Source organism: Saccharothrix sp. HUAS TT1, assembly GCF_040744945.1.
GTDB lineage: Bacteria > Actinomycetota > Actinomycetes > Mycobacteriales > Pseudonocardiaceae > Actinosynnema.
In genome coordinates this window covers 3,105,579-3,124,378 of sequence record NZ_CP160453.1, presented here as the reverse complement: position 1 = coordinate 3,124,378, position 18,800 = coordinate 3,105,579, and the positions used below count along the sequence as shown (strand labels likewise).

Annotated in this window: 19 protein-coding genes and 1 riboswitch; of the genes, 4 read left to right on the top strand and 15 right to left on the bottom strand. The window is 72.4% G+C overall.

Features of this window, described 5'->3' with window-relative positions:
* Window positions 1–32: 32 nt before the first annotated feature.
* The 5 genes from AB0F89_RS15530 to AB0F89_RS15510 all read right to left on the bottom strand — a co-directional run bounded on the left by AB0F89_RS15530 (window position 33) and on the right by AB0F89_RS15510 (window position 5,927).
* A complete protein-coding gene (locus AB0F89_RS15530) occupies window positions 33–1,241 on the bottom strand; it encodes a multidrug effflux MFS transporter (RefSeq protein ID WP_367136749.1) in 1,209 nt (402 codons plus the stop codon).
* Between the two features lie 107 nt (window positions 1,242–1,348).
* Complete coding sequence (locus tag AB0F89_RS15525; RefSeq protein WP_367136747.1) at window positions 1,349–2,281, bottom strand: RluA family pseudouridine synthase; 933 nt, start codon at window positions 2,279–2,281, stop codon at window positions 1,349–1,351.
* Complete coding sequence (lspA, locus tag AB0F89_RS15520) at window positions 2,278–2,862, bottom strand: signal peptidase II (protein ID WP_367136745.1); 585 nt, start codon at window positions 2,860–2,862, stop codon at window positions 2,278–2,280. The genes AB0F89_RS15525 and lspA overlap by 4 nt, the downstream gene beginning before the upstream one ends.
* 23 nt (window positions 2,863–2,885) lie before the next feature.
* Window positions 2,886–4,223: an aminotransferase class V-fold PLP-dependent enzyme gene (locus AB0F89_RS15515; protein ID WP_367136743.1), complete on the bottom strand. Its 1,338-nt coding sequence runs from the start codon at window positions 4,221–4,223 to the stop codon at window positions 2,886–2,888.
* Window positions 4,224–4,257: 34 nt separating this feature from the next.
* Window positions 4,258–4,371, bottom strand: a riboswitch (SAM riboswitch).
* Window positions 4,372–4,445: 74 nt separating this feature from the next.
* Complete coding sequence (locus AB0F89_RS15510) at window positions 4,446–5,927, bottom strand: potassium/proton antiporter (RefSeq protein WP_367136741.1); 1,482 nt, start codon at window positions 5,925–5,927, stop codon at window positions 4,446–4,448.
* 201 nt (window positions 5,928–6,128) lie between these two features.
* On the opposite strand from AB0F89_RS15510, the gene AB0F89_RS15505 reads away from it, so the two are divergent.
* Window positions 6,129–7,091: a M28 family metallopeptidase gene (locus AB0F89_RS15505; protein WP_367136740.1), complete on the top strand. Its 963-nt coding sequence runs from the start codon at window positions 6,129–6,131 to the stop codon at window positions 7,089–7,091.
* On the opposite strand, the gene AB0F89_RS15500 is transcribed toward AB0F89_RS15505, so the two are convergent.
* Window positions 7,088–7,369 carry a DUF167 domain-containing protein gene (locus AB0F89_RS15500; RefSeq protein WP_367136739.1) on the bottom strand — a complete coding sequence of 94 codons (282 nt, stop codon included), beginning with the start codon at window positions 7,367–7,369 and terminating at the stop codon, window positions 7,088–7,090. The genes AB0F89_RS15505 and AB0F89_RS15500 overlap by 4 nt on opposite strands.
* The gene (locus AB0F89_RS15495) at window positions 7,362–7,910 is read right to left on the bottom strand and encodes a TetR/AcrR family transcriptional regulator (RefSeq protein WP_367136738.1); all 549 of its coding nucleotides are present in this window, start codon (window positions 7,908–7,910) and stop codon (window positions 7,362–7,364) included. The genes AB0F89_RS15500 and AB0F89_RS15495 overlap by 8 nt, the downstream gene beginning before the upstream one ends.
* Window positions 7,911–7,967: 57 nt before the next feature.
* Here AB0F89_RS15495 and AB0F89_RS15490 point away from each other — a divergent pair, with 57 nt between their 5' ends.
* From AB0F89_RS15490 to AB0F89_RS15480, 3 genes are all read left to right on the top strand, one after another.
* Window positions 7,968–8,441 carry an SRPBCC family protein gene (locus tag AB0F89_RS15490; RefSeq protein ID WP_367136736.1) on the top strand — a complete coding sequence of 158 codons (474 nt, stop codon included), beginning with the start codon at window positions 7,968–7,970 and terminating at the stop codon, window positions 8,439–8,441.
* Between the two features lie 130 nt (window positions 8,442–8,571).
* On the top strand, window positions 8,572–9,237 hold the full coding sequence (locus tag AB0F89_RS15485) for an RNA polymerase sigma factor (protein ID WP_367136735.1): 666 nt from the start codon (window positions 8,572–8,574) through the stop codon (window positions 9,235–9,237).
* A gap of 196 nt (window positions 9,238–9,433) precedes the next feature.
* The gene (locus AB0F89_RS15480) at window positions 9,434–9,997 is read left to right on the top strand and encodes a snapalysin family zinc-dependent metalloprotease (protein ID WP_367136733.1); all 564 of its coding nucleotides are present in this window, start codon (window positions 9,434–9,436) and stop codon (window positions 9,995–9,997) included.
* A gap of 52 nt (window positions 9,998–10,049) precedes the next feature.
* Here the strand turns inward: AB0F89_RS15480 and ileS are convergent, their stop codons facing one another.
* From ileS to ftsZ, 8 genes are all read right to left on the bottom strand, one after another.
* Entirely contained in the window at window positions 10,050–13,157 is a 3,108-nt protein-coding gene (gene ileS, locus AB0F89_RS15475) for an isoleucine--tRNA ligase (protein ID WP_367136731.1), read from the bottom strand.
* Between the two features lie 296 nt (window positions 13,158–13,453).
* Window positions 13,454–13,963 (bottom strand): hypothetical protein, encoded by a 510-nt coding sequence (locus AB0F89_RS15470; RefSeq protein WP_367136729.1) that lies wholly within the window; start codon window positions 13,961–13,963, stop codon window positions 13,454–13,456.
* 27 nt (window positions 13,964–13,990) lie between these two features.
* Window positions 13,991–14,806 carry a DivIVA domain-containing protein gene (locus tag AB0F89_RS15465; protein ID WP_053715530.1) on the bottom strand — a complete coding sequence of 272 codons (816 nt, stop codon included), beginning with the start codon at window positions 14,804–14,806 and terminating at the stop codon, window positions 13,991–13,993.
* A 51-nt stretch (window positions 14,807–14,857) separates the two neighbouring features.
* Entirely contained in the window at window positions 14,858–15,148 is a 291-nt protein-coding gene (locus tag AB0F89_RS15460) for a YggT family protein (RefSeq protein WP_367136727.1), read from the bottom strand.
* Window positions 15,149–15,168: 20 nt separating this feature from the next.
* Complete coding sequence (locus AB0F89_RS15455; RefSeq protein WP_367136725.1) at window positions 15,169–15,792, bottom strand: cell division protein SepF; 624 nt, start codon at window positions 15,790–15,792, stop codon at window positions 15,169–15,171.
* Window positions 15,793–15,863: 71 nt separating this feature from the next.
* The gene (locus tag AB0F89_RS15450; protein ID WP_367136723.1) at window positions 15,864–16,562 is read right to left on the bottom strand and encodes a YggS family pyridoxal phosphate-dependent enzyme; all 699 of its coding nucleotides are present in this window, start codon (window positions 16,560–16,562) and stop codon (window positions 15,864–15,866) included.
* Window positions 16,559–17,263, bottom strand: a complete 705-nt coding sequence (pgeF, locus tag AB0F89_RS15445) for a peptidoglycan editing factor PgeF (protein WP_367136721.1) — start codon at window positions 17,261–17,263, stop codon at window positions 16,559–16,561. Before pgeF ends, AB0F89_RS15450 begins: the two co-directional genes overlap by 4 nt.
* 166 nt (window positions 17,264–17,429) lie before the next feature.
* Window positions 17,430–18,767, bottom strand: a complete 1,338-nt coding sequence (ftsZ, locus tag AB0F89_RS15440; protein WP_367136719.1) for a cell division protein FtsZ — start codon at window positions 18,765–18,767, stop codon at window positions 17,430–17,432.
* Between the last annotated feature and the right edge of the window lie 33 nt (window positions 18,768–18,800).

Genomic DNA, 18,800 nt, shown 5'->3' with positions numbered 1-18,800 from the left:
TCGCGGGCCTACCGGATCACGGCCGCCGGGGCTCAGGCAGGCGCGGACTCGGTTTCCCGGGTGATCCCCACGTCGCCCCTGGTCATCGTGGCGAACAGCAGCACCGCCAGGGTCGTCGCGCCCGCCATCACGGTCACCATCGGCAGCACGCTCGCCGACCCGCCCGCGCCGACCAGCGGCGCCATCAGGCCGCCCACCAGGAACGTCGTCACGCCCAGCACGGCCGACGCGCTGCCCGCCGCCTCCGGGTGGCGGGCCATCGCCAGCGCGCCGGCGTTCGGCATGAGCAGGCCGACGCTCATCGTGAGCACGAACAGCGGCGGCAGGAACGTCGCCAGCCCACCACCCACCAGCCCGCCGGCCAGCAGCCCGAACCCGCCGACCGCCGCACCCGCCAGCCCGGCCTTGAGCAGCGACCGGGGCATGATCCGGCCGGTCAGCCTGGTGTTGAGCAGGCCGGCCAGCACGATCGCCACCGAGTTCGCCCCGAACACCAGGCTGAACTGCTGCGGCGTCAGCCCGTACACCCCCTGCAGCACGAACGACGCCCCGGCGACGTAGCCGAACAGCGAGCCGAGGGCCAGCGCCGACGCCAGGGCGTAGCCGAGGAACTTGCGGTCGGCCAGCAACCCGCCGAACACCTTCAGCGTGAGCAGCAGGTTCGCCGGCCGCCGCTTGTCGCGCGGCAGCGTCTCCGGCAGGCCGACGGCCAGGGTCACCAGCAGGACCAGCCCGATCACGGCGAGCACGACGAACGTGCCGCGCCAGCTGGTGAACCGCAGCAGCTGGCCGCCCAGCACCGGCGCCACCACCGGGCCCAGGCTGTTGACCAGCATCATCATCGACATGAACCGCGCCATCGCCAGGCCCTCGAACCGGTCGCGCGCCACCGCCATCGCCACCACGAACCCGGCCGCCACGCCGATCCCCTGCAGCAGCCGCAGCCCGGAGAGCGCCAACGCGCTGGGCGCGACCGCGCAGAAGACCGACATCACGACGTAGCAGCCGATGCCGACCAGCAGCGGCCGGCGCCTGCCCCACGAGTCGGACAGCGGGCCGACCAGCAGCTGGCCGACCGACAGGCCGATGATGAACGTGGTCAGCGACAGCTGGATCTGCGACTCGGTCGAGCCGAAGTCCCGGGCGATGCCGGGGAACGCGGGCAGGTACGTGTCGATCGAGAGCGGTCCGAGCAGGCACAGGGCGCCGAGGAGCGCCACCAGTCGGGACCTGTTGTCCATGTCGCCATCCCCCAGGCTCGTCCGACAGAGCTTCGCAAGCCGGACGGACCGGGGAAAGGGATATGGCCCACATCACGCCCGAGGCGAAAGTCTTGCGCCTCGGGCGGTCAGTAACCCTCTGCGCGCAACGACTCCAGGGCGTCCGCCAGGTCGGCGGGGTACTCGCTGGTGAACGACACCCACTGGCCGTCGGCCGGGTGGTGGAAGCCCAGCGTCCGGGCGTGCAGCCACTGCCGGGTCACGCCGAGGCGCTTGGCCAGCACCGGGTCGGCGCCGTAGGTCAGGTCGCCGACGCACGGGTGCCGCAGCGCGGAGAAGTGCACCCGGATCTGGTGGGTGCGGCCGGTCTCCAGGTGCACGTCGAGCAGCGACGCGGCCCGGAACGCCTCCACCACCTCGTAGTGCGTGATGCTCGGCTTGCCGTTGGCCATCACGGCGAACTTGTAGTCGTGCTTGGGGTGCCGGTCGATCGGGGCGTCGATGGTGCCCTTGATCGGGTCCGGGTGGCCCTGCACGAGCGCGTGGTAGAGCTTGTCGACCGTGCGCTCCTTGAACGCGTGCTTCAACGCCGAGTAGGCGCCCTCGCTCTTGGCCACCACCATCACGCCGGTGGTGCCGACGTCCAGCCGGTGCACGACGCCCTGGCGCTCGGCCGCGCCCGACGTGGCGATCCGGATGCCCGCCGCCGCGAGGCCGCCGACCACGGTCGGACCGGTCCAGCCGGGGCTGGGGTGCACGGCCACGCCGACCGGCTTGTCCACCACGATGATGTCGTCGTCCTCGTGCAGGACCACCAGGCCCTCCACGGGCACGGCCTGCACCTGGACCGGGCGCTCGGGCTCGGGGAGGGTGACCTCCAGCACGGCGCCCGCGACCAGCCGGTCCGACTTGCCCGCGGGCTGCCCGTCGAGCACGACGTCACCCGACTCGGTCAGCGCGGCGACCACCGTGCGGGACAGGCCGAGGAGCTTGGCCAGGCCCGCGTCGACCCGCATCCCGTCCAGGCCGTCCGGGACCGGGAGGGTTCGATAACCGCTCATGCGCCCGCCTTCTTCCCGCTGGGCTTCTTCTCCACGCGGGTGCCGTCGTAGTCCCGCTGGAGCAGCGCCATCAGCACGATCACGCCGCCGCCCACGCAGATGGCCGAGTCGGCCAGGTTGAACACCGGGAAGAAGTTGCCCCACGGGTCGAGCACCGAGATGAAGTCGACCACGCCGCCGCGCAGCGGGCCGGGCGCGCGGAAGATGCGGTCCACCAGGTTGCCCGTCGCGCCGCCGAGCACCAGGCCGAGGCCGATGGCCCAGCCGACCGACCGCAGCCGGCGCGCGATCCACAGGATGAACACGACCACGCCGAACGCGATCAGGGCGAGGATCACCGTCCAGCCCTCGGCCAGCCCGAACGCGGCGCCGGTGTTGCGGATCAGCGGCAGGTAGAGCAGGCCGCCGAGCAGTTCGACCGGCTCACGCCCCTCCAGCTCCTCCACCGCGATGATCTTGGTGACCAGGTCGAGGGCCAACACCAGCGGCGCGATGACGGCCAGCAGGAGGACCCGGCGCTTCGGCAGCGGTGCGTCCGGCTGGTCCGGCGTGTCCGGCTCGGTGTTGGGATCGGTGCTCACCGGGCCATTGTCCAGCATCCCGATCAGCGCAGGAACGGCGGGAGCGCGCGCTCGTCGTCCACCGGCGTCCAGCGGCCTTCCCGGACCTCGTACTCCCACCGCGAACCCTCGGTGACGAGCGTGCGCAGCGCGGCCACGAAGCGGTCCACGTGCTCCTCGGTCGTGCCCAGGCCGATGGACGCGCGCAGCGCGCGCTCACCGTGCGCGAGCCGGTGCACGGCCACGTGAGCGCAGAACGCGCCGTCGCGCACGCCGATGCCGTGTTCCGCCGACAGGGCGGCGGCCAGGTAGCCCGCGTCCTGACCGCCGACGGTGAAGCTCACCACGCCGACCCGGTCCTGGTCGGGGCCGAACAGCGCCAGTTCGCGCGCGCCCGGCACGGTCGCCAGCCCCGCGCGCAACCTGGCCAGCAGCACGCGCTCGTGCTCGGTGGTCTGCTCCCAGTGCCGTCCCAGCACGTCGCACGCCACGGCCAGGGCGTGCACGCCGACCACGTTCGGCGTGCCCGCCTCGTGCCGCTCGGGCACCGCCGACCAGGCCACGCCCAGCCGGTCGCCGTGGTCGGTGACGCGGGCCGTCGCGCCGCCGCCGACCAGGTACGGCTCGGCCGCCTGCAACCAGTCGGACCTGCCGACCAGCACACCCGCCCCGAACGGCGCGTAGACCTTGTGCCCGGACAGCACGGTGTAGTCGACGTCGAGCGCGCGCACGTCCACCGGCCGGTGCGGCGCGAGCTGGGCCGCGTCCAGGGCGATCCGGGCGCCGTGCCGGCGCGCCACCCGGGACAGCTCGGCCACCGGCCACACCTCGCCGGTCACGTTGGACGCGCCGGTCACCACGACCAGCCGGGGCCCGACCGGGGCCTCGCGCAGCGCCCGGTCCAGCTCCAGCACCGCCTGGGCGGGCGAGCCGGGGGTGCGCAGGCGGCGGACGTCCGGGCCGCGCCACGGCAGCAGCGCGGCGTGGTGGTCGGTGTCGAACAGGATCACGGCCGTGCGCTTCGGCAGGCTCCTGGCCAGCAGGTTCAGCGCGTCGGTCGTGTTGCGGGCGAACACGACGGCGTCGGTCGCGCGGGCGTTGAGGAACCGCCGGACCGACGTGCGCGCCTGCTCGTAGACCTTGGTGCTGACCTGGGAGGCGAAGCCCGCGCCCCGGTGCACGCTGGCGTACCAGGGCAGCACCTCGTCGACGGCGTCGCGGACCTGCTCCAGGCACGGCGCGCTGGCCGCGTGGTCGAGGTTGGCGTACTCGACGCGCTCGCCGGTCACCAGCGGGACGCGCAGCGAGGAGCCGACGACGCGGGGCAGCGCCGGCTTCTCCGGTCGGGCGACGAACGCGGGTCGGGGAACTGCGATGGTCATGACGCCTCCGGGGGTCCGGGACCCCGCCGGAGGGAGCCCGCGCTTGCCGGACGCCCTGCGCGCCGGCCAGGTCCTCACCAGGGGCACCCCACCGCGGTAGGAGGGTTGCCGGCCAGCGAGCCTGGGCTTCGCGCTGGCACTCATGACCTTCGCCTCGAAGCTAACCCAGGCCGCACCCGGCCGTCGAGGGGCGTTCACATCCTGGGAGCGCCCCCGGGGGCGTCACGGCAGGCCGACGTCGCCCTTCCAGCGCGCGAACCGACCCGCCCGGTCCACGGCCCGGATGCGCTGCTCGGTGGCCGTGCGCATGGCCTCCGTGCACACCACCAGCAGCTGGTCGTGCTCCTGGAGCCGGGTCGTCGGCTGCGGCGTGAAGCCCTTCTCCTCGCGCACCACCAGGCTCACCGACGAACCCGGTGGCAGCCGCAGCTCGGACAGGTACACGCCGTGCAGCTTGGAGCCGGGCTGGATGCGGACCTGGAGCAGTTCCGCGCCGAGGTCGTCCAGCGCCGACGAGTCCACCTGCACCTCGTGCGCCTCGCCGGACTTGACCAGGCCGAGCCACTTGGCCAGCCACGGCAGGCTCGTGCCCTGCACCAGGGTCAGCACCACGACCAGCACGAACACCGCGTCGACCAGGCGTTGCGCGCCGGGCACCTGCTGGATCAGCGGGATCAGGGCGAACACGATCGGCACCGCGCCGCGCAGCCCGGACCACGAGATGAACACCTGCTCCCGCCAGGGCACTCGGAACGGCAGCGACGCGCACAGCACCGACAGCGGCCGGGCGAACAGCACCAGCACCGCGCCCGCGACCAGCGCGGGCACCAGCACGTCGAGCAGCCGCCCGGGCGACGCGTACAGGCCGAGCAGCACGAACAGGCCGATCTGCGCGATCCAGCCCAGGCCCTCGGCGAACGACAGGGTGTCGGCCCGGTGCGGCAGGCGGGCGTTGCCGAGCACCAGCGCGGCGATGTAGACGGCGAGGAAGCCGGACGCGTGCGCGAGGTCGCCGACGGTGTAGGCGAGCAGGCACACCGCGACCGTGGCCAGCGGGTACAGGCCGGTGGCGGGCAGCGCGGCCCGGCGCAGCGCGATGCCGCCGACCCAGCCCAGCACGACGCCGACGATCGCGCCCGCGACCAGCTCGTAGCCCATCAGCAGCGGCGCGGTCCAGGTGATCGGGTCGGGCGCGGCGAGCAGCACGACGGCGATGTACACCGGCGCGTCGTTGATGCCGGACTCCAGCTCCAGCGCGCCGATCAGCCGCTTGCCCACGCCCACCCCGCGCAGCACGCTGAACACGGCGGCGGCGTCGGTGGACGACAGCACCGCGCCCCACAGCAGGGCGGTGCGCCAGTCCATGTCCAGCAGGAGGTGCAGCGCGAGCCCGGTGACCGCGATGCTCACGCCGACGGCCACCGTGGACAGCGCGATGCCCAGGCCCAGCGCCGGTCTGACCGCGCTCCACCGGGTGGTGAGACCGCCCTCGGTGAGGATCAGCACGAGCGCGACCGTGCCCAGCGAGCGGGTGAGGCCGGCGTCCTCGAACTGGATGCCCAGCACCGCTTCACCGAGCAGCAACCCGATCCCGAGGTAGAGCAGCAGGGACGGCAGGCCCAGCCGGATCGACACGCGGACCGCGAGCACCGAGAGCAGGAGTACCGCGGCGGCGATGCCCAGGTAGCCCGTCACATCGCCCACTCGACCTCCACGCCCTTGCCCGATCACCCGACAGGGTCATTCTCCCCGGTGATACCGAAATGGACGAATCCGGCACCGCACAGCGTCACCAGCCGAACGCCGGTAGCGCGACCCGAGCCCGACCGTGCACGTTGGCGAACGGGTCCGCCGCCCCGGTCACTCCCTGTCCTCCGAGCGACACCACCCCCTGCGGGAGACACCGTGAAGTTGCGAACGATCACCACCGCGCTGGTCACCACCGGCGCGCTCCTCGGCTCCGGCCTCGGCTCGGCCACCGCCGCGCCGCCCCCCGCCGCGCCGCCCGCCACCCTGGCCGCGCCGGACATCCCGGTCTCCGCCGTCCAGGCCGACCTCAACCAGCTCCAGAGCATCGCCTCCGCCAACGGCGGCAACCGGGCGCACGGCCGTCCCGGCTACCTGGCCTCGGTGAACTGGATCAAGTCCAGGTTGGACGCGGCCGGCTTCACCACCAGGGTGCAGTCGTTCACCAGCAGCGGCGCCACCGGCTACAACCTGATCGCCGACTGGCCCGGCGGCGACCTGAACAACGTGGTCATGGTCGGCGGGCACCTCGACAGCGTGTCGGCCGGTCCGGGCATCAACGACAACGGCACCGGCTCGGCCGGGCTGCTGGAGGTCGCGCTGGCCGTGCGGTCCAGCGGGTTCCAGCCGACCAAGCACCTGCGCTTCGCCTGGTGGGGCGCGGAGGAGCTGGGCCTGGTGGGCTCCACGTACTACGTGAACTCGCTGTCCTCGACGGACCGCTCGCGGATCGACGCCTACCTCAACTTCGACATGATCGGCTCGCCGAACCCCGGCTACTTCGTCTACAGCGCGTCCGGGCAGCCGTCCGGCTCGCTGGCGCTGCAGCAGGCGCTGCAGGGCTACTTCACCTCGATCGGGGTGCAGACCGAGCTGACCAGCGTGGGCGGGCGGTCCGACCACGCGGCGTTCGCGCGGGCGGGCATCCCGGTCGGCGGCACGTTCACCGGCGCGGAGGGCATCAAGACCTCGGCGCAGGCGCAGAAGTGGGGCGGCACGGCGGGCGTCGCGTACGACCGCTGCTACCACCGGTCGTGCGACACCACGTCGAACGTGAACGCGACCGCGTTGAACCGCAACGCCGACGCCATCGCGAGCGTCCTGTGGGGGCTGGCGGCCTAGCCGGCCAGCAACCGCGCCAGCACCTCGGGAGCACCGGCCGGGGCGGGGTCGACCTGCACGACCTTGTCCCGGCCGCGCTCGCCCGCGACCACCTCGACGTCCTGCCGGCGCACGCCGAACGCCCTGGCCAGCGCCTTGCGCACGGCCTCGTTCGCCTTGCCCTCCACGGCGGGCGCGGCCACCGCGACGACCAGCGCGCCCTCGCCCCACCGGCCGCCGACGGCCTCGCGCCTCGCGCCCGGCTTGACCCGGATCGCGAACCGGAACGCGTCAGGCACGGGACATCACCACGGCCAGCGTCTCCTCCAGCAGGGCGCGCCGCGCCTTGACCACGTGCGGGGTGGACGACAGCAGCTGCGCCTGCCCCAGGTACACCGAGTACGCCAGCACGGCCCGCTGGTGGGCCGCGTCGGCGGCGAAGCCGAGTTCGCCGAACAGCTCCTCCAGGTAGCCGATGCGGCGGCCGGTGACGCGGTCGAGCACCGGCGCGACCACCGGGTCGCTCCCGGCCGCGAGCAGGGCCAGCTCGACCGCGCTGTCCCCGACCCCCTCCAGCACGGTGGCGAACAGCAGCCGCAGCTTCGCCAGTGGCTCGGCCGCCGACTCCACCAGCTCGATCACGGCCTCGGTGCGCTCCCGCTCCCAGCGTTCGAGGGTTGCCCTGAGCAGGGCTTCCCGGTTGGGGAAGTGCCAGTAGGCGCTGCCCTTGGTCGCGCCGAGCCTGGTCGCGAGCGGTTCGACCGCGACGGCGGCCACCCCGCCCTCGGCCAGCGCCAGCAGGGCCACCCCGGTCCAGTCGTCGCGCGTCCGCCGTGCCATGCGTCCATACGCTACCGTATGGTCACGGACCGCACGGTTCCGCACGGAGGAGGACTGATGATCCGGAACGTGCACACCCGGCTGATCCCCGACAGCGCGGACCTGGTCGACCGGGTGGTGGAGCTGTGGCCCTCGGACCGGTGGCCGGCGCTGGTGCTGGACCGGCCGCTGGGCGCCGGGGCGGACGGCGGGCACGGGTTCGTCCGCTACCGCTGCACCGGGCACGAGCCCGGCCGACGCGTGGAGTTCACCTTCGCGCCGAGCCTCGGCCTGGTCGGCGCGCACGCCTTCGAAGCGGTGCCGGGCGGGCTGCGGCACACCCTGACCGGCCGGCCGCGCGGCCTGATGCGGCTGTGGTGGCCGCTGGCCGTCCGGTGGTTGCACGACGCGCTCGTCGAGGACCTGCTCGACAACGCGGCCCGCGCGGCCGGGCACCCGCCCGCGCGGCCGGCCAGGTGGTCGGCGTGGGTCCGGCTGCTGCGCTCGGCGGTCCGGAGGGCGACCCGGGGAGCGGCCCGGCGACCCGCCTGACCGACCTCCCGCCACCGGGCCGGGAGGAGGACGCTCGACGCGGGGGCGCGCGGCGGGCCGGCCGGTGACCACCCCCGGGCCGGGACGTGCTTGGCTGCTCGACACGGGCGGAGGCCGGGAAGGGGACGTCATGACCGACGAGCAGGACCCTCGGCTGGACCACCCGCGCGCGGAACCGGTCGAGGCCGTCCCGGAGGACCCGGAGGCCGACGAACCCGGCGCGGCGGCGACCGCGTCGCGAACCACCCACGAGCGGCAGGCCGCCCTGGTCGTGGCCGCGCGGGAGGGCTCGCGGGCCGCGCTGGCCTCGCTGGTCGCCGAGCTGACCCCGCTGGTCTGGCACGTGGCCAGGGGCAACGGCCTGGACCAGGCCACCGCCGAGGACGTGGTGCAGACCGTCTGGCTCAACCTGCTGCGCAACCTGGACCGGCTGGTCGAGCCGCGGGCGGTGGCCGGCTGGCTGATCGTGACCACCCGCCGCGAGGCGCAGCGGGCGTGGCGCGACCGCGACGGCCGGCCCTCGCTGTCCACCGACTCGGCCGTGGACGTGCCGGACGACCGCTGGCTCCCGGAGCCCGAGGCGTTGCGCGACGACCGCGACCGCAGGCTCTGGCACGCGTTCGGCGCCATGCCGCGCCGCTGCCAGGAACTGCTGCGGCTGACCGTGCTGGCGGGCCGGGCCGAGTACCGCGCCGTGGCCGAAGCCCTCTCGATGCCGCGCGGTTCCATCGGACCGACCCGCGGCCGGTGCCTGAACCAGCTCAAGGCCCGCCTCGAACAGGACGACGTGCGCTGACGTCCGGACAATCCCGGCATCGCCACCCAACCCGGGCGCGCTGGTCACGCTGCGGAAGCGGCTCTAGGCCAAGGCGGTAGGTGAATTACTGGCCGAATCAACCGAATGACCGGCGATGGTTTGCGGGAGCGCTCCCTACGTTGAACACGAGCCTCGCGGCTTCCCCTGCAAGTCCCCTGTGTGCGAGGAGTCCATCGTGTTGAGGAAAGCACTTCTCTCGTTAGCCGTCGCCGCCGCGGCGGTCGTGGTCCCGCTCAGCGGCCAGGCGTCGGCCGAACAGGCGTCGCCGCCCACCGCGGCGGCGGCCACCGTCTACTACGACACCTCCAGCGCCCCCACCTACCGCAGCGCCATCCGCCAGGGCGCCGCCAACTGGAACTCCCGGGTGACCAACGTCAAGCTGGTCGAGAACGCCGCCGCGGCCACCCTGCGGTACCGCGAGGGCAACGACCCGCGCGGCTCGTGGGCGAGCACCAACGGCCACGGCAGCGGCACGATCTTCATCGACCACACCCAGGCGCGACAGTACTACGTCACCCGCATCACCGCGCACGAGACCGGCCACGCGCTCGGCCTGCCCGACCACTACTCCGGCCCCTGCTCGGAGCTGATGTCCGGCGGCGGCCCCGGCACGTCCTGCACCAACGCCTACCCGAACTCCGCCGAGGCGAGCCGGGTCAACAGCCTGTGGGCCAACGGGTTCGCGGGCGCCTACGAGTGGAAGACGATCTACGAGCAGCTTCCCGCCACGGTCGGCTGACCGGGTCGGAGGGGGTGGCGGGCCGAACCCGCCACCCCCTCCGGGGTCCGCCTCAGACCTTGGCCACCGCGACCCGGACCTGCTGCCCGTCGCCGACCACGCCGGCCGAGCCCTCGGCGACCTCGCCGTGCTCGACCGACTCGGCCAGCGTCTCCGCCTTCACGAACGCCTCGAACCGGCGCACCGCCTCCTCGACCCCGGCCGGCAGCCGCAGCGTCAGCGCGATCCGGTCGGACACGTCGAGCCCGGCGTCCTTGCGGGCCTGCTGCACCACCCGCACCAGGTCGCGGGCGACGCCCTCGGCGGCCAGCTCCTCGGTCACGACCGTGTCCAGCACGACCAGCCCGCCGCTGTTCGGCAGCGCCGCCGTCGCGCCCTGGTCGGTGGCGACCAGCCGCTGCTCGTACTCCTCCGGGAACAGCTCGATCCCGGCGGCCACGACCTTGCCGCCCACCTCGGCCCAGTCACCGGCCTTCACGGCCCTGATGACCTTCTGCACGTCCGGCCCGAGCCGCGGCCCGGCGGCCCGCGCGTTGACCGCCAGCTGGAAGTGGCCGTGCGCGTCCACGTCCGTGGTCAGCTCGACCTCCTTGACGTTGACCTCGTCCCGCAGCACGCCGGTGAACGCCTCCAGCTGCGCCACGTCCGCCGCCGCGATGACCAGCTTGGCCAGCGGCAGCCGGACCCGCAGCTTGTTCGACTTGCGCAGCGACAGCGCCGTGGACGCCACCTGGCGCACCTGGTCCATCGCGGCCACCAGGGCGTCGTCGGCGGGCAGGTCGGCCGCCGACGGGTAGTCGGCCAGGTGCACCGACCGACCGCCGGTCAGCCCCCGCCACACCGACTCGGCGGTCAGCGGCAGCAGCGGCGCGGCCACCCGGCAGACGACCTCCAGCACGGTGTGCAGCGTGTCGACCGCGTCCCGGTCGCCCGCCCAGAACCGGTCGCGCGAGCGCCGCACGTACCAGTTGGTCAGCACCTCCAGGAACTCCCGGATCGACGCGCACGCGCCCGAGATGTCGTAGACGTCCAGCTGGGCGGTCACCCCGGCCACCAGGTCGTGGGTCTTCGCCAGCGCGTACCGGTCCAGCACGTGCTCCGACGACGTCCGCCAAGTGCCCTCGACCCCGTCCGCGTTGGCGTACAGGGCCAGGAAGTACCACGAGTTCCACAGCGGCAGCACGGCCTGCCGCACCGCGTCGCGGATGCCGCGCTCGGTCACCACCAGGTCGCCGCCGCGCAGGATCGGCGACGCCATCAGGAACCAGCGCATGGCGTCCGAGCCGTCGCGGTCGAACACCTCGTTGACGTCCGGGTAGTTCTTGCGCGACTTGGACATCTTCTGCCCGTCGTCGCCCAGCACGATCCCGTGCGCCACGCAGTTGCGGAACGCGGGCCGGTCGAACAGCGCCGTGGCCAGCACGTGCATGGTGTAGAACCAGCCGCGCGTCTGGCCGTTGTATTCCACGATGAAGTCGCCCGGGTAGTGGTCCTCGAACCACTCGCGGTTCTCGAACGGGTAGTGCACCTGGGCGAACGACATCGAGCCGGACTCGAACCAGCAGTCCAGCACCTCGGGCACCCGGCGCATGGTCGACGCCCCGGTCGGGTCGTCCGGGTTCGGCCTGGTCAGGTCGTCGATCGTGGGCCGGTGCAGGTCGGTCGGGCGCACGCCGAAGTCGCGCTCCAGCTCGTCCAGCGAGCCGTAGACGTCCACCCGCGGGTACGCCGGGTCGTCCGACACCCACACCGGGATCGGCGAGCCCCAGAACCGGTTGCGGGAGATGTTCCAGTCCCGGGCGTTCTCCAGCCACTTGCCGAACTGGCCGTCCTTGATGTGCTCGGGCACCCAGTTGATCTGCTGGTTCAGCTCGACCATGCGGTCCTTGAACCGCGAGACCGCGACGAACCACGACGACACCGCGCGCTGGATCAGCGCGTTGTCGCACCGCCAGCAGTGCGGGTACGGGTGGTCGTAGGTCTCGTGGCGCAGCAGCAGACCCGCTTCCTTCAGGTCCTTGATGATCGCCTTGTTGGCATCGAAGACCTGCTGCCCCTCGTACGGCGGCACCTCGGCGGTGAACCGGCCGTGCGCGTCGACCGGCACGACGACCTCGATGTCCGCCGCGTCGGTGACGACCTTGTCCTCCTCGCCGAAGGCGGGGGCGATGTGGACGATGCCCGTGCCGTCCTCGGTGGTGACGTAGTCCGCGGCCAGCACCTGGTGCGCGTTCTCCCGGCCGACGAAGAAGTCGAACGGCGGCGCGTACTTCCGCCCGACCAGGTCGGCGCCCTTGAACCGGGCGACGACCGGCGGCTCCTCACCCAGCTCGCGGGCGTACGCGGGCACCCGCGCCTCGGCGAGCAGGTAGCGCTCGCCGTTCGCCTCGACCGCCACGTAGTCCACGTCGGGGTGCACGGCGGCGGCCAGGTTGGACGGCAGCGTCCACGGCGTCGTCGTCCAGACCAGGGCCAGCTCGCCGGTCTCCAGGCGCAGGCCGACGGTCACCGCCGGGTCCTGCCGGTCCCGGTAGGTGTCGTCCATCTTGGTCTCGGTGTTGGACAGCGGCGTCTCGCAGCGCCAGCAGTACCAGAGCACCCGGAAGCCCTCGTAGACCAGGCCCTTGTCCCACAGGGTCTTGAAGGCCCACATGACGCTTTCCATGTAGTCCAGGTCGAGGGTCTTGTAGTCGTTGTCGAAGTCCACCCAGCGGGCCTGCCGGGTCACGTAGTCGCGCCACTGGCCGGTGTACTGGAGCACCGACGTGCGGCAGGCCTCGTTGAACTTCTCGATGCCGAACGCCTCGATCTCGCTCTTGGACGAGAACCCGAGCTGCTTCTCCGCCTCGACCTCGGCGGGCAGGCCGTGGGTGTCCCAGCCGAAGCGGCGCTCGACGTGCTCGCCGCGCATGGTCCGGTAGCGCGGGACGACGTCCTTGACGTAGCCGGTGAGCAGGTGGCCGTAGTGCGGCAGGCCGTTGGCGAACGGCGGGCCGTCGTAGAAGACGAACTCGTTCGACCCGTTGTCCCCGGCCGGGCGGGCGTCGATCGACGCCTGGAACGTCCGGTCGGACTTCCAGAAGTCGAGCACGCCCTCTTCGAGGGCGGGGAAGGACGGCTGGGAGGGGACGGAACCCCCACCTGCCTTCGGGTAGGCCATCGTGCTGCTCCTCGCGTGCGTCGACCGGCTCACGGGGACGACACGCCGGTCACGGCGCACCGCGGTACCACCCCGCTTGCCAGGGCACGAGGGCACTGGCCTCTCTTCGACGGCTGTGACGGGCCGCACCCGTCCGGTTCTACTGAGGCGCGTCCCGCCGGGGGCGCCCGTTCTTCCGGAGGCTCACCGGTGATGGCCGGATCATCGCCTTGCTGCCACCAAGGGTAGCCGAGCGGCGCAACCCGCTTTGCGCGGTTCCACCCACGTCGGGTCCCGGTGGCCGACCGCGCGAGCGGCTAGGCGGTCTCCTGCTGGTCCGCGGCGCGCTTGCGGGCCGCGAGGTGGGCGTCCGGGCGGCACACGGCGCACGGGGTGAAGCCCAGCTGCCTGGCCTCGTCGACCGGCAGGCCGAGCGACGGCCGCGCGGCGAGCCACGCGCACGCGGCGAGGTGGTAGCGCGGACGTTCGTCCAGCACCCGCACCTCGTCGGTGAGCTCGGTCACCACCAGCGCGTCGGCGGCGTCCGCGTCCTCCTCGTCGGGCTCGACGCCCTGGTCGGGAGGGGGGTCGTCCGACACCGCCGGCACGACCTGTCGATCACCGGCGCCGAACCGGCGACCGCCTGCCGCGGCACCGGCAGCCCCGGAGCCCGACCGGCGGCGAAGCCACCAGTCGAGCACCAGGACCACCGCAGCGGCCCCGCTCGCACCCACGGACAACCACGCCCAGTACGTCTGGTCGCCGGTCAGCGCGGGCACGAGCAACCCCAGGGCTGCCAGCACCAACAGCAGGACTGTGTACAGCACTCGCGCAGACTAGATCAGCCGCGCCGATCAGCCGGCCTCGGCGCGCGCCCCGAAGGAGTACCCGCCCTGCTGGCGACCGTCGGACGGCGCGGCGGGGCCGCGGTCCTGCAGGTCGCGCAGCGAGGACTCCAGCATCGTCTTGAGCCTGGTCCGGTACTCGCGCTCGAAGGTCTGCAGCTTGTCGATCTGCTTCTCGAGCGTGTTCTTCTCCTGGGTGATGTTGCCCATCACCTCGGCGTGCTTGCGCTGCGCGTCGCGGTCGAGCGCGCCGGCCTTCTCGCGGGCCTGCCGCTCCAGCGTCTCGGCGCGGGTCCGCGCGTCGTTCAGCATGGTCTCGGCACGCGTGCGCGCCTCGTTGACCATCGTGTCGGCCTTGGCCCGCGCCTCGGACAGCAGCTGCTCCGACTTGGTCCGGGCCTCCGACAGCATCCCGTCGGCCTCGGCCTTGGCCTCGCCGGTGAGCCGGTCGGCCATCTCCTGGGCCAGGCCGAGCACCTTGGCCGCCTGGACGTGGTGGTCACCACCACCGCCGGGCGACGTCTGCTCCAGCGCCGAGGGGGGCGGCACCGGTGCGAGCCTGCGGGGCTCGTCCACGACGCGGCTCGGGCCGACGCCCGCGGCAACCTTCGCCCGGGCGTCTTCGAGGTCGGCACGCGCGGTCTCGACCTGCTGGTCGAGCTGCTCGACCTGCTGGCGCAGGTCGTTGTTCTCCTCGATCAGGCGGGCCAGTTCGCCCTCAACCAGGTCGAGGAACGCGTCCACCTCGTCCTCGTTGTAGCCCCGCTTGCCAATCGGCGGCTTGCTGAACGCGACGTTGTGCACGTCCGCGGGGGTCAACGGCATCAGATCACCTCACGCACTCCTGGGCTGTGGAGATCCCTGGACCCTGTCCCCTCACAACGGCCTGGGATCGGCTACTCGCATCAGAATGATAACGACCAGCAACAGCACAATAATGGACAAGTCCAGACCGACGCCCCCGATCCGCACGGTCGGGATGAGCCGACGCAGCAGGCGGACCGGAGGATCGGTCACGGTGTAGACGGTCTCAAGCGCCACCGCGACCCCGCCCGCAGGCCGCCATCCCCTGGCGAAACTTCGGACGAGCTCCACGACGACACGCGCCGTGAGCAGCAGCCAGAACGAGAACAACACGTAGTAGACCACGAGCCAGAGGGCATCCACATGCTCAACTGTGCCACCACTCAGCCCTGGTTGAGGAACCCGCCCTCCGCGAGTCGCCTTCGGTCCTCCGCGGTCACGTCGATGTTCGGGGGTGAGAGAAGGAACACCTTGTTCGTCACCTTGTCGATCGAGCCGCGCAGGGCGAAGGCCAGACCGGCCGCGAAGTCGACCAGCCGCTTGGCGTCCGCGTCGTCCATGTCGGTGAGGTTCATGATCACCGGGGTGCCGTCGCGGTAGTGCTCGCCGATGGTCCGCGCCTCGTTGTAGCTGCGCGGGTGCAGCGTGGTGATGCGGCCGAGCTGGTGGTTGTTGGTCGCGGGCTCGGCGGCCGGCCGCAGCCTGCTCACCGGCTCGCGCTGGGGTTCGACGGCCAGGGCGCCGTGCGTCTCGGGGCTCCACGGGCGACGGGGGCGCGGGCCGCGCTCCGGCTCGTAGTCCTCGGCGTCGTCCGGTTCGGGGCGGTAGCCGTTGAACGAGCGGCGGCGCGCGGTGCGCTGTTCCGGGTACGTCTCGTAGTCGTCCGCTTCGGCGTACTCGGACCGGTAGTCCGCGTAGCGCCGGTCGTCGTCGTAGGCGGCCGGGTCGTCGGCGTACTCGGCGGGAACCATCCCGAAGTAGGCCTTCAGCTTGTGAAACCCGCTCATGGCTAGAGCCCTTCCTCCGCCGAGATCCCTACCCGCAAGGACGTCGCGGCCGTCCCAGAGGTTCCAGACAGTTACGGCGAGGCTAGTCCGCGGCTGCCCATCAACGCTGTTCCGACACGCACGCACGTGGATCCGTGCGCTATCGCATCCTCCAGGTCACCGCTCATCCCCGCCGAGATCACGGTGGCATCGGGATGATCGGCACGCAAGCGGGTTACCGCTTCATATAGAGCGGCAAACGCCTGCTGTGGAGACATCCCAAGGGGTGCGACGGTCATCACACCGCGCAGAAGAAGTTCACTCGATTGTGCTACGTGATCGGCCAGTCGCGGAAGGTCATCGATCGGGTGCCCGCCACGGGCCCCGTCCCCGTCGATGCTGACCTGGAGCAACACCTCCGTCGGTTTCGCCGCCGCCTTGGCGAGCGCGTCGGCGAGGCGGGTCGAGTCGACCGTGTCGACCCGGTCGGCCCAGCTCAGGACCGACTTGGCCTTGTTGCGCTGGAGCGAGCCCACCATGCGCCAGGTCACGGGGGTACCCGGTCGCAGCTCGGCGAACTCCTGCGTCTTGCGACCGGCCTCCTGGTCGCGGTTCTCGGCGAACGCGGTCAGGCCCAGGTCGCTGAGGATCGCCACGTCCTGCGCCGGGAACGTCTTCGTGACGGCCAGCAGCTCCACCTCGTCCGGCGACCGGCCCGCCGCCGCGCACGCCGCGGCGATCCGCTCCCGCACCTCGGCCAGCGACAGGGCCAGCTCGTCGCGCCGGTTCACGGTTCCATCCAGACGACGCCCGCGAGCCGCCCCGTCCCCGGGTCGCGGCGGTGGCTGAAGAGCGACCGCTCCTCCACCGTGCACCTGGGGTCCACGCCGATCCGGCCCACCCCGGCGTCGGCGAGCTGCTGCCACAGGCCCGCGCGCAGGTCGAGGGCGGGCTTGCCGGAGCGGGTCTTGGACGCGCTGCCGGGCAGGTGCTCCTCGACGTCGTCGCGCATGGCGGCGGGCACCTCGTAGCACTGGCCGCAGACGGCCGGTCCGAGCAGCACCTCGACCCGGTCCCTGCTCGCGCCCAGCTCGACCATCCGGTCCAGCGCCGCCGGCACGACGCCGACCCGCGCGCCGACGCGTCCGGCGTGGACGGCGGCGATCACGCCCGCCTCGGGGTCGCCGAGCAGCACCGGCACGCAGTCCGCGGTGAGCACGACCAGCCCGAGCCCTTCCCGCGCCGTCACGACCGCGTCCGTCGCCTCCAACGGCTCCGGCGCCGGTCCGTCCACGACGCCGACCGTCCGGCCGTGCACCTGTTCCATCCAGACCAGCCGGTCCGGGCTCAGCCCGATGCCCTCGGCCAGCCGCCGCCGGTTGGCCGCGACGGCGCCCGGGTCGTCGCCGACGTGGTCACCGAGGTTGAAGGAGTCGTGCGGCGGTTTCGACACGCCGCCTTCACGAGTGGTCAGGACACGACGGATGCGCACCCCCCCAGCTTCCCAGACCCCGCGAGTCGAACCCCCGCGTCCCGCGTGTCGAACGTTCAAGACCCCCGAGTTCCACGTTCGCGGCGGCTGGTGTGCCGTCCTGAACGCAGAACTCGGGGGTCCTGGGTGTTCGACTCGCGGGGCGCGAGCGTTCGACTCGCGCGGGCTAGCGGCGCATGAAGGGCGGGACGTCCACCTCGTCGTCGGGGTCGTCGGTCACCGGCACAGCCCGGTTCGGCAGCGAACCGCTGACGCTCCCCGGCACGTTGGGCTGCAACGACCGCGGCATGGTGGGCTGCGGCGCGCCGTAGGGCGAGCCGTTGCCCTGGCCGGGCTGCGGCTGCTGCGGCACGGTCGGCCGCGGCGGGACGACCTGGGCCTGCTCGACCTGCTGCACCGGCTGCGGCTGCGGCTGTTGCTGCTGGACGGGCGGGGGCTGCTGCACCTGCTGCACGACCTGGGGCACGTGGTTCACCTGCCCCGCCGTCGCCGGCGCCACCGGTGTGCCCCGCGGCGGGCTGGACAGGGCCTGTGGCTCCAGCTTCTTGTGCGTCGGCCCGCCACTGTCAAAACCCGCCGCGATCACCGTCACGCGGACCTCGTCGCCGAGCGAGTCGTCGATCACCGTGCCGAAGATGATGTTCGCGTCGGGGTGCGCGGCCTCCTGCACCAGCGAGGCCGACTCGTTGATCTCGAACAACCCGAGGTCGCTGCCACCGGCGATGGAGAGCAGCACGCCGTGCGCGCCCTCCATCGACGCTTCCAGCAGCGGCGAGTTGATCGCCTTCTGCGCGGCCTGGACGGCTCTGCCCTCGCCGCGGGCCGAGCCGATGCCCATCAACGCGCTGCCCGCGCCGGACATCACCGACTTCACGTCGGCGAAGTCCAGGTTGATCAGACCGGGCGTGGTGATCAGGTCGGTGATGCCCTGGACACCGGACAGCAGCACCTCGTCCGCGGAGCGGAACGCGTCCATCAGCGAGACACCGATGTCGCCGAGCTGCAGCAGCCGGTCGTTCGGGATCACGATGAGGGTGTCGCACTCGTTGCGCAGCGCCTGGATGCCCTCTTCGGCCTGCTTGGCCCGGCGCTTGCCCTCGAACGAGAACGGCCGCGTGACCACACCGATGGTCAGCGCGCCGAGCTTGCGGGCGATCGAGGCGACGACGGGCGCGCCACCGGTGCCCGTGCCACCGCCCTCGCCCGCGGTCACGAACACCATGTCCGCGCCCTTGAGGACTTCTTCGATCTCTTCGCGGTGGTCTTCGGCGGCCTTGTGGCCGACTTCGGGGTTGGCGCCTGCGCCGAGGCCGCGGGTCAGCTCGCGGCCGATGTCGAGCTTCACGTCGGCATCCGACATGAGCAGCGCCTGGGCGTCGGTGTTCACCGCGATGAACTCGACGCCCTTGAGCCCGACCTCGATCATGCGGTTGACGGCGTTGACACCGCCACCGCCGATGCCGACGACCTTTATCACCGCGAGGTAGTTGTGCGGGGGCGTCATCGGTCCGCCTTCCTGATCGTGTCCGTGCTCATG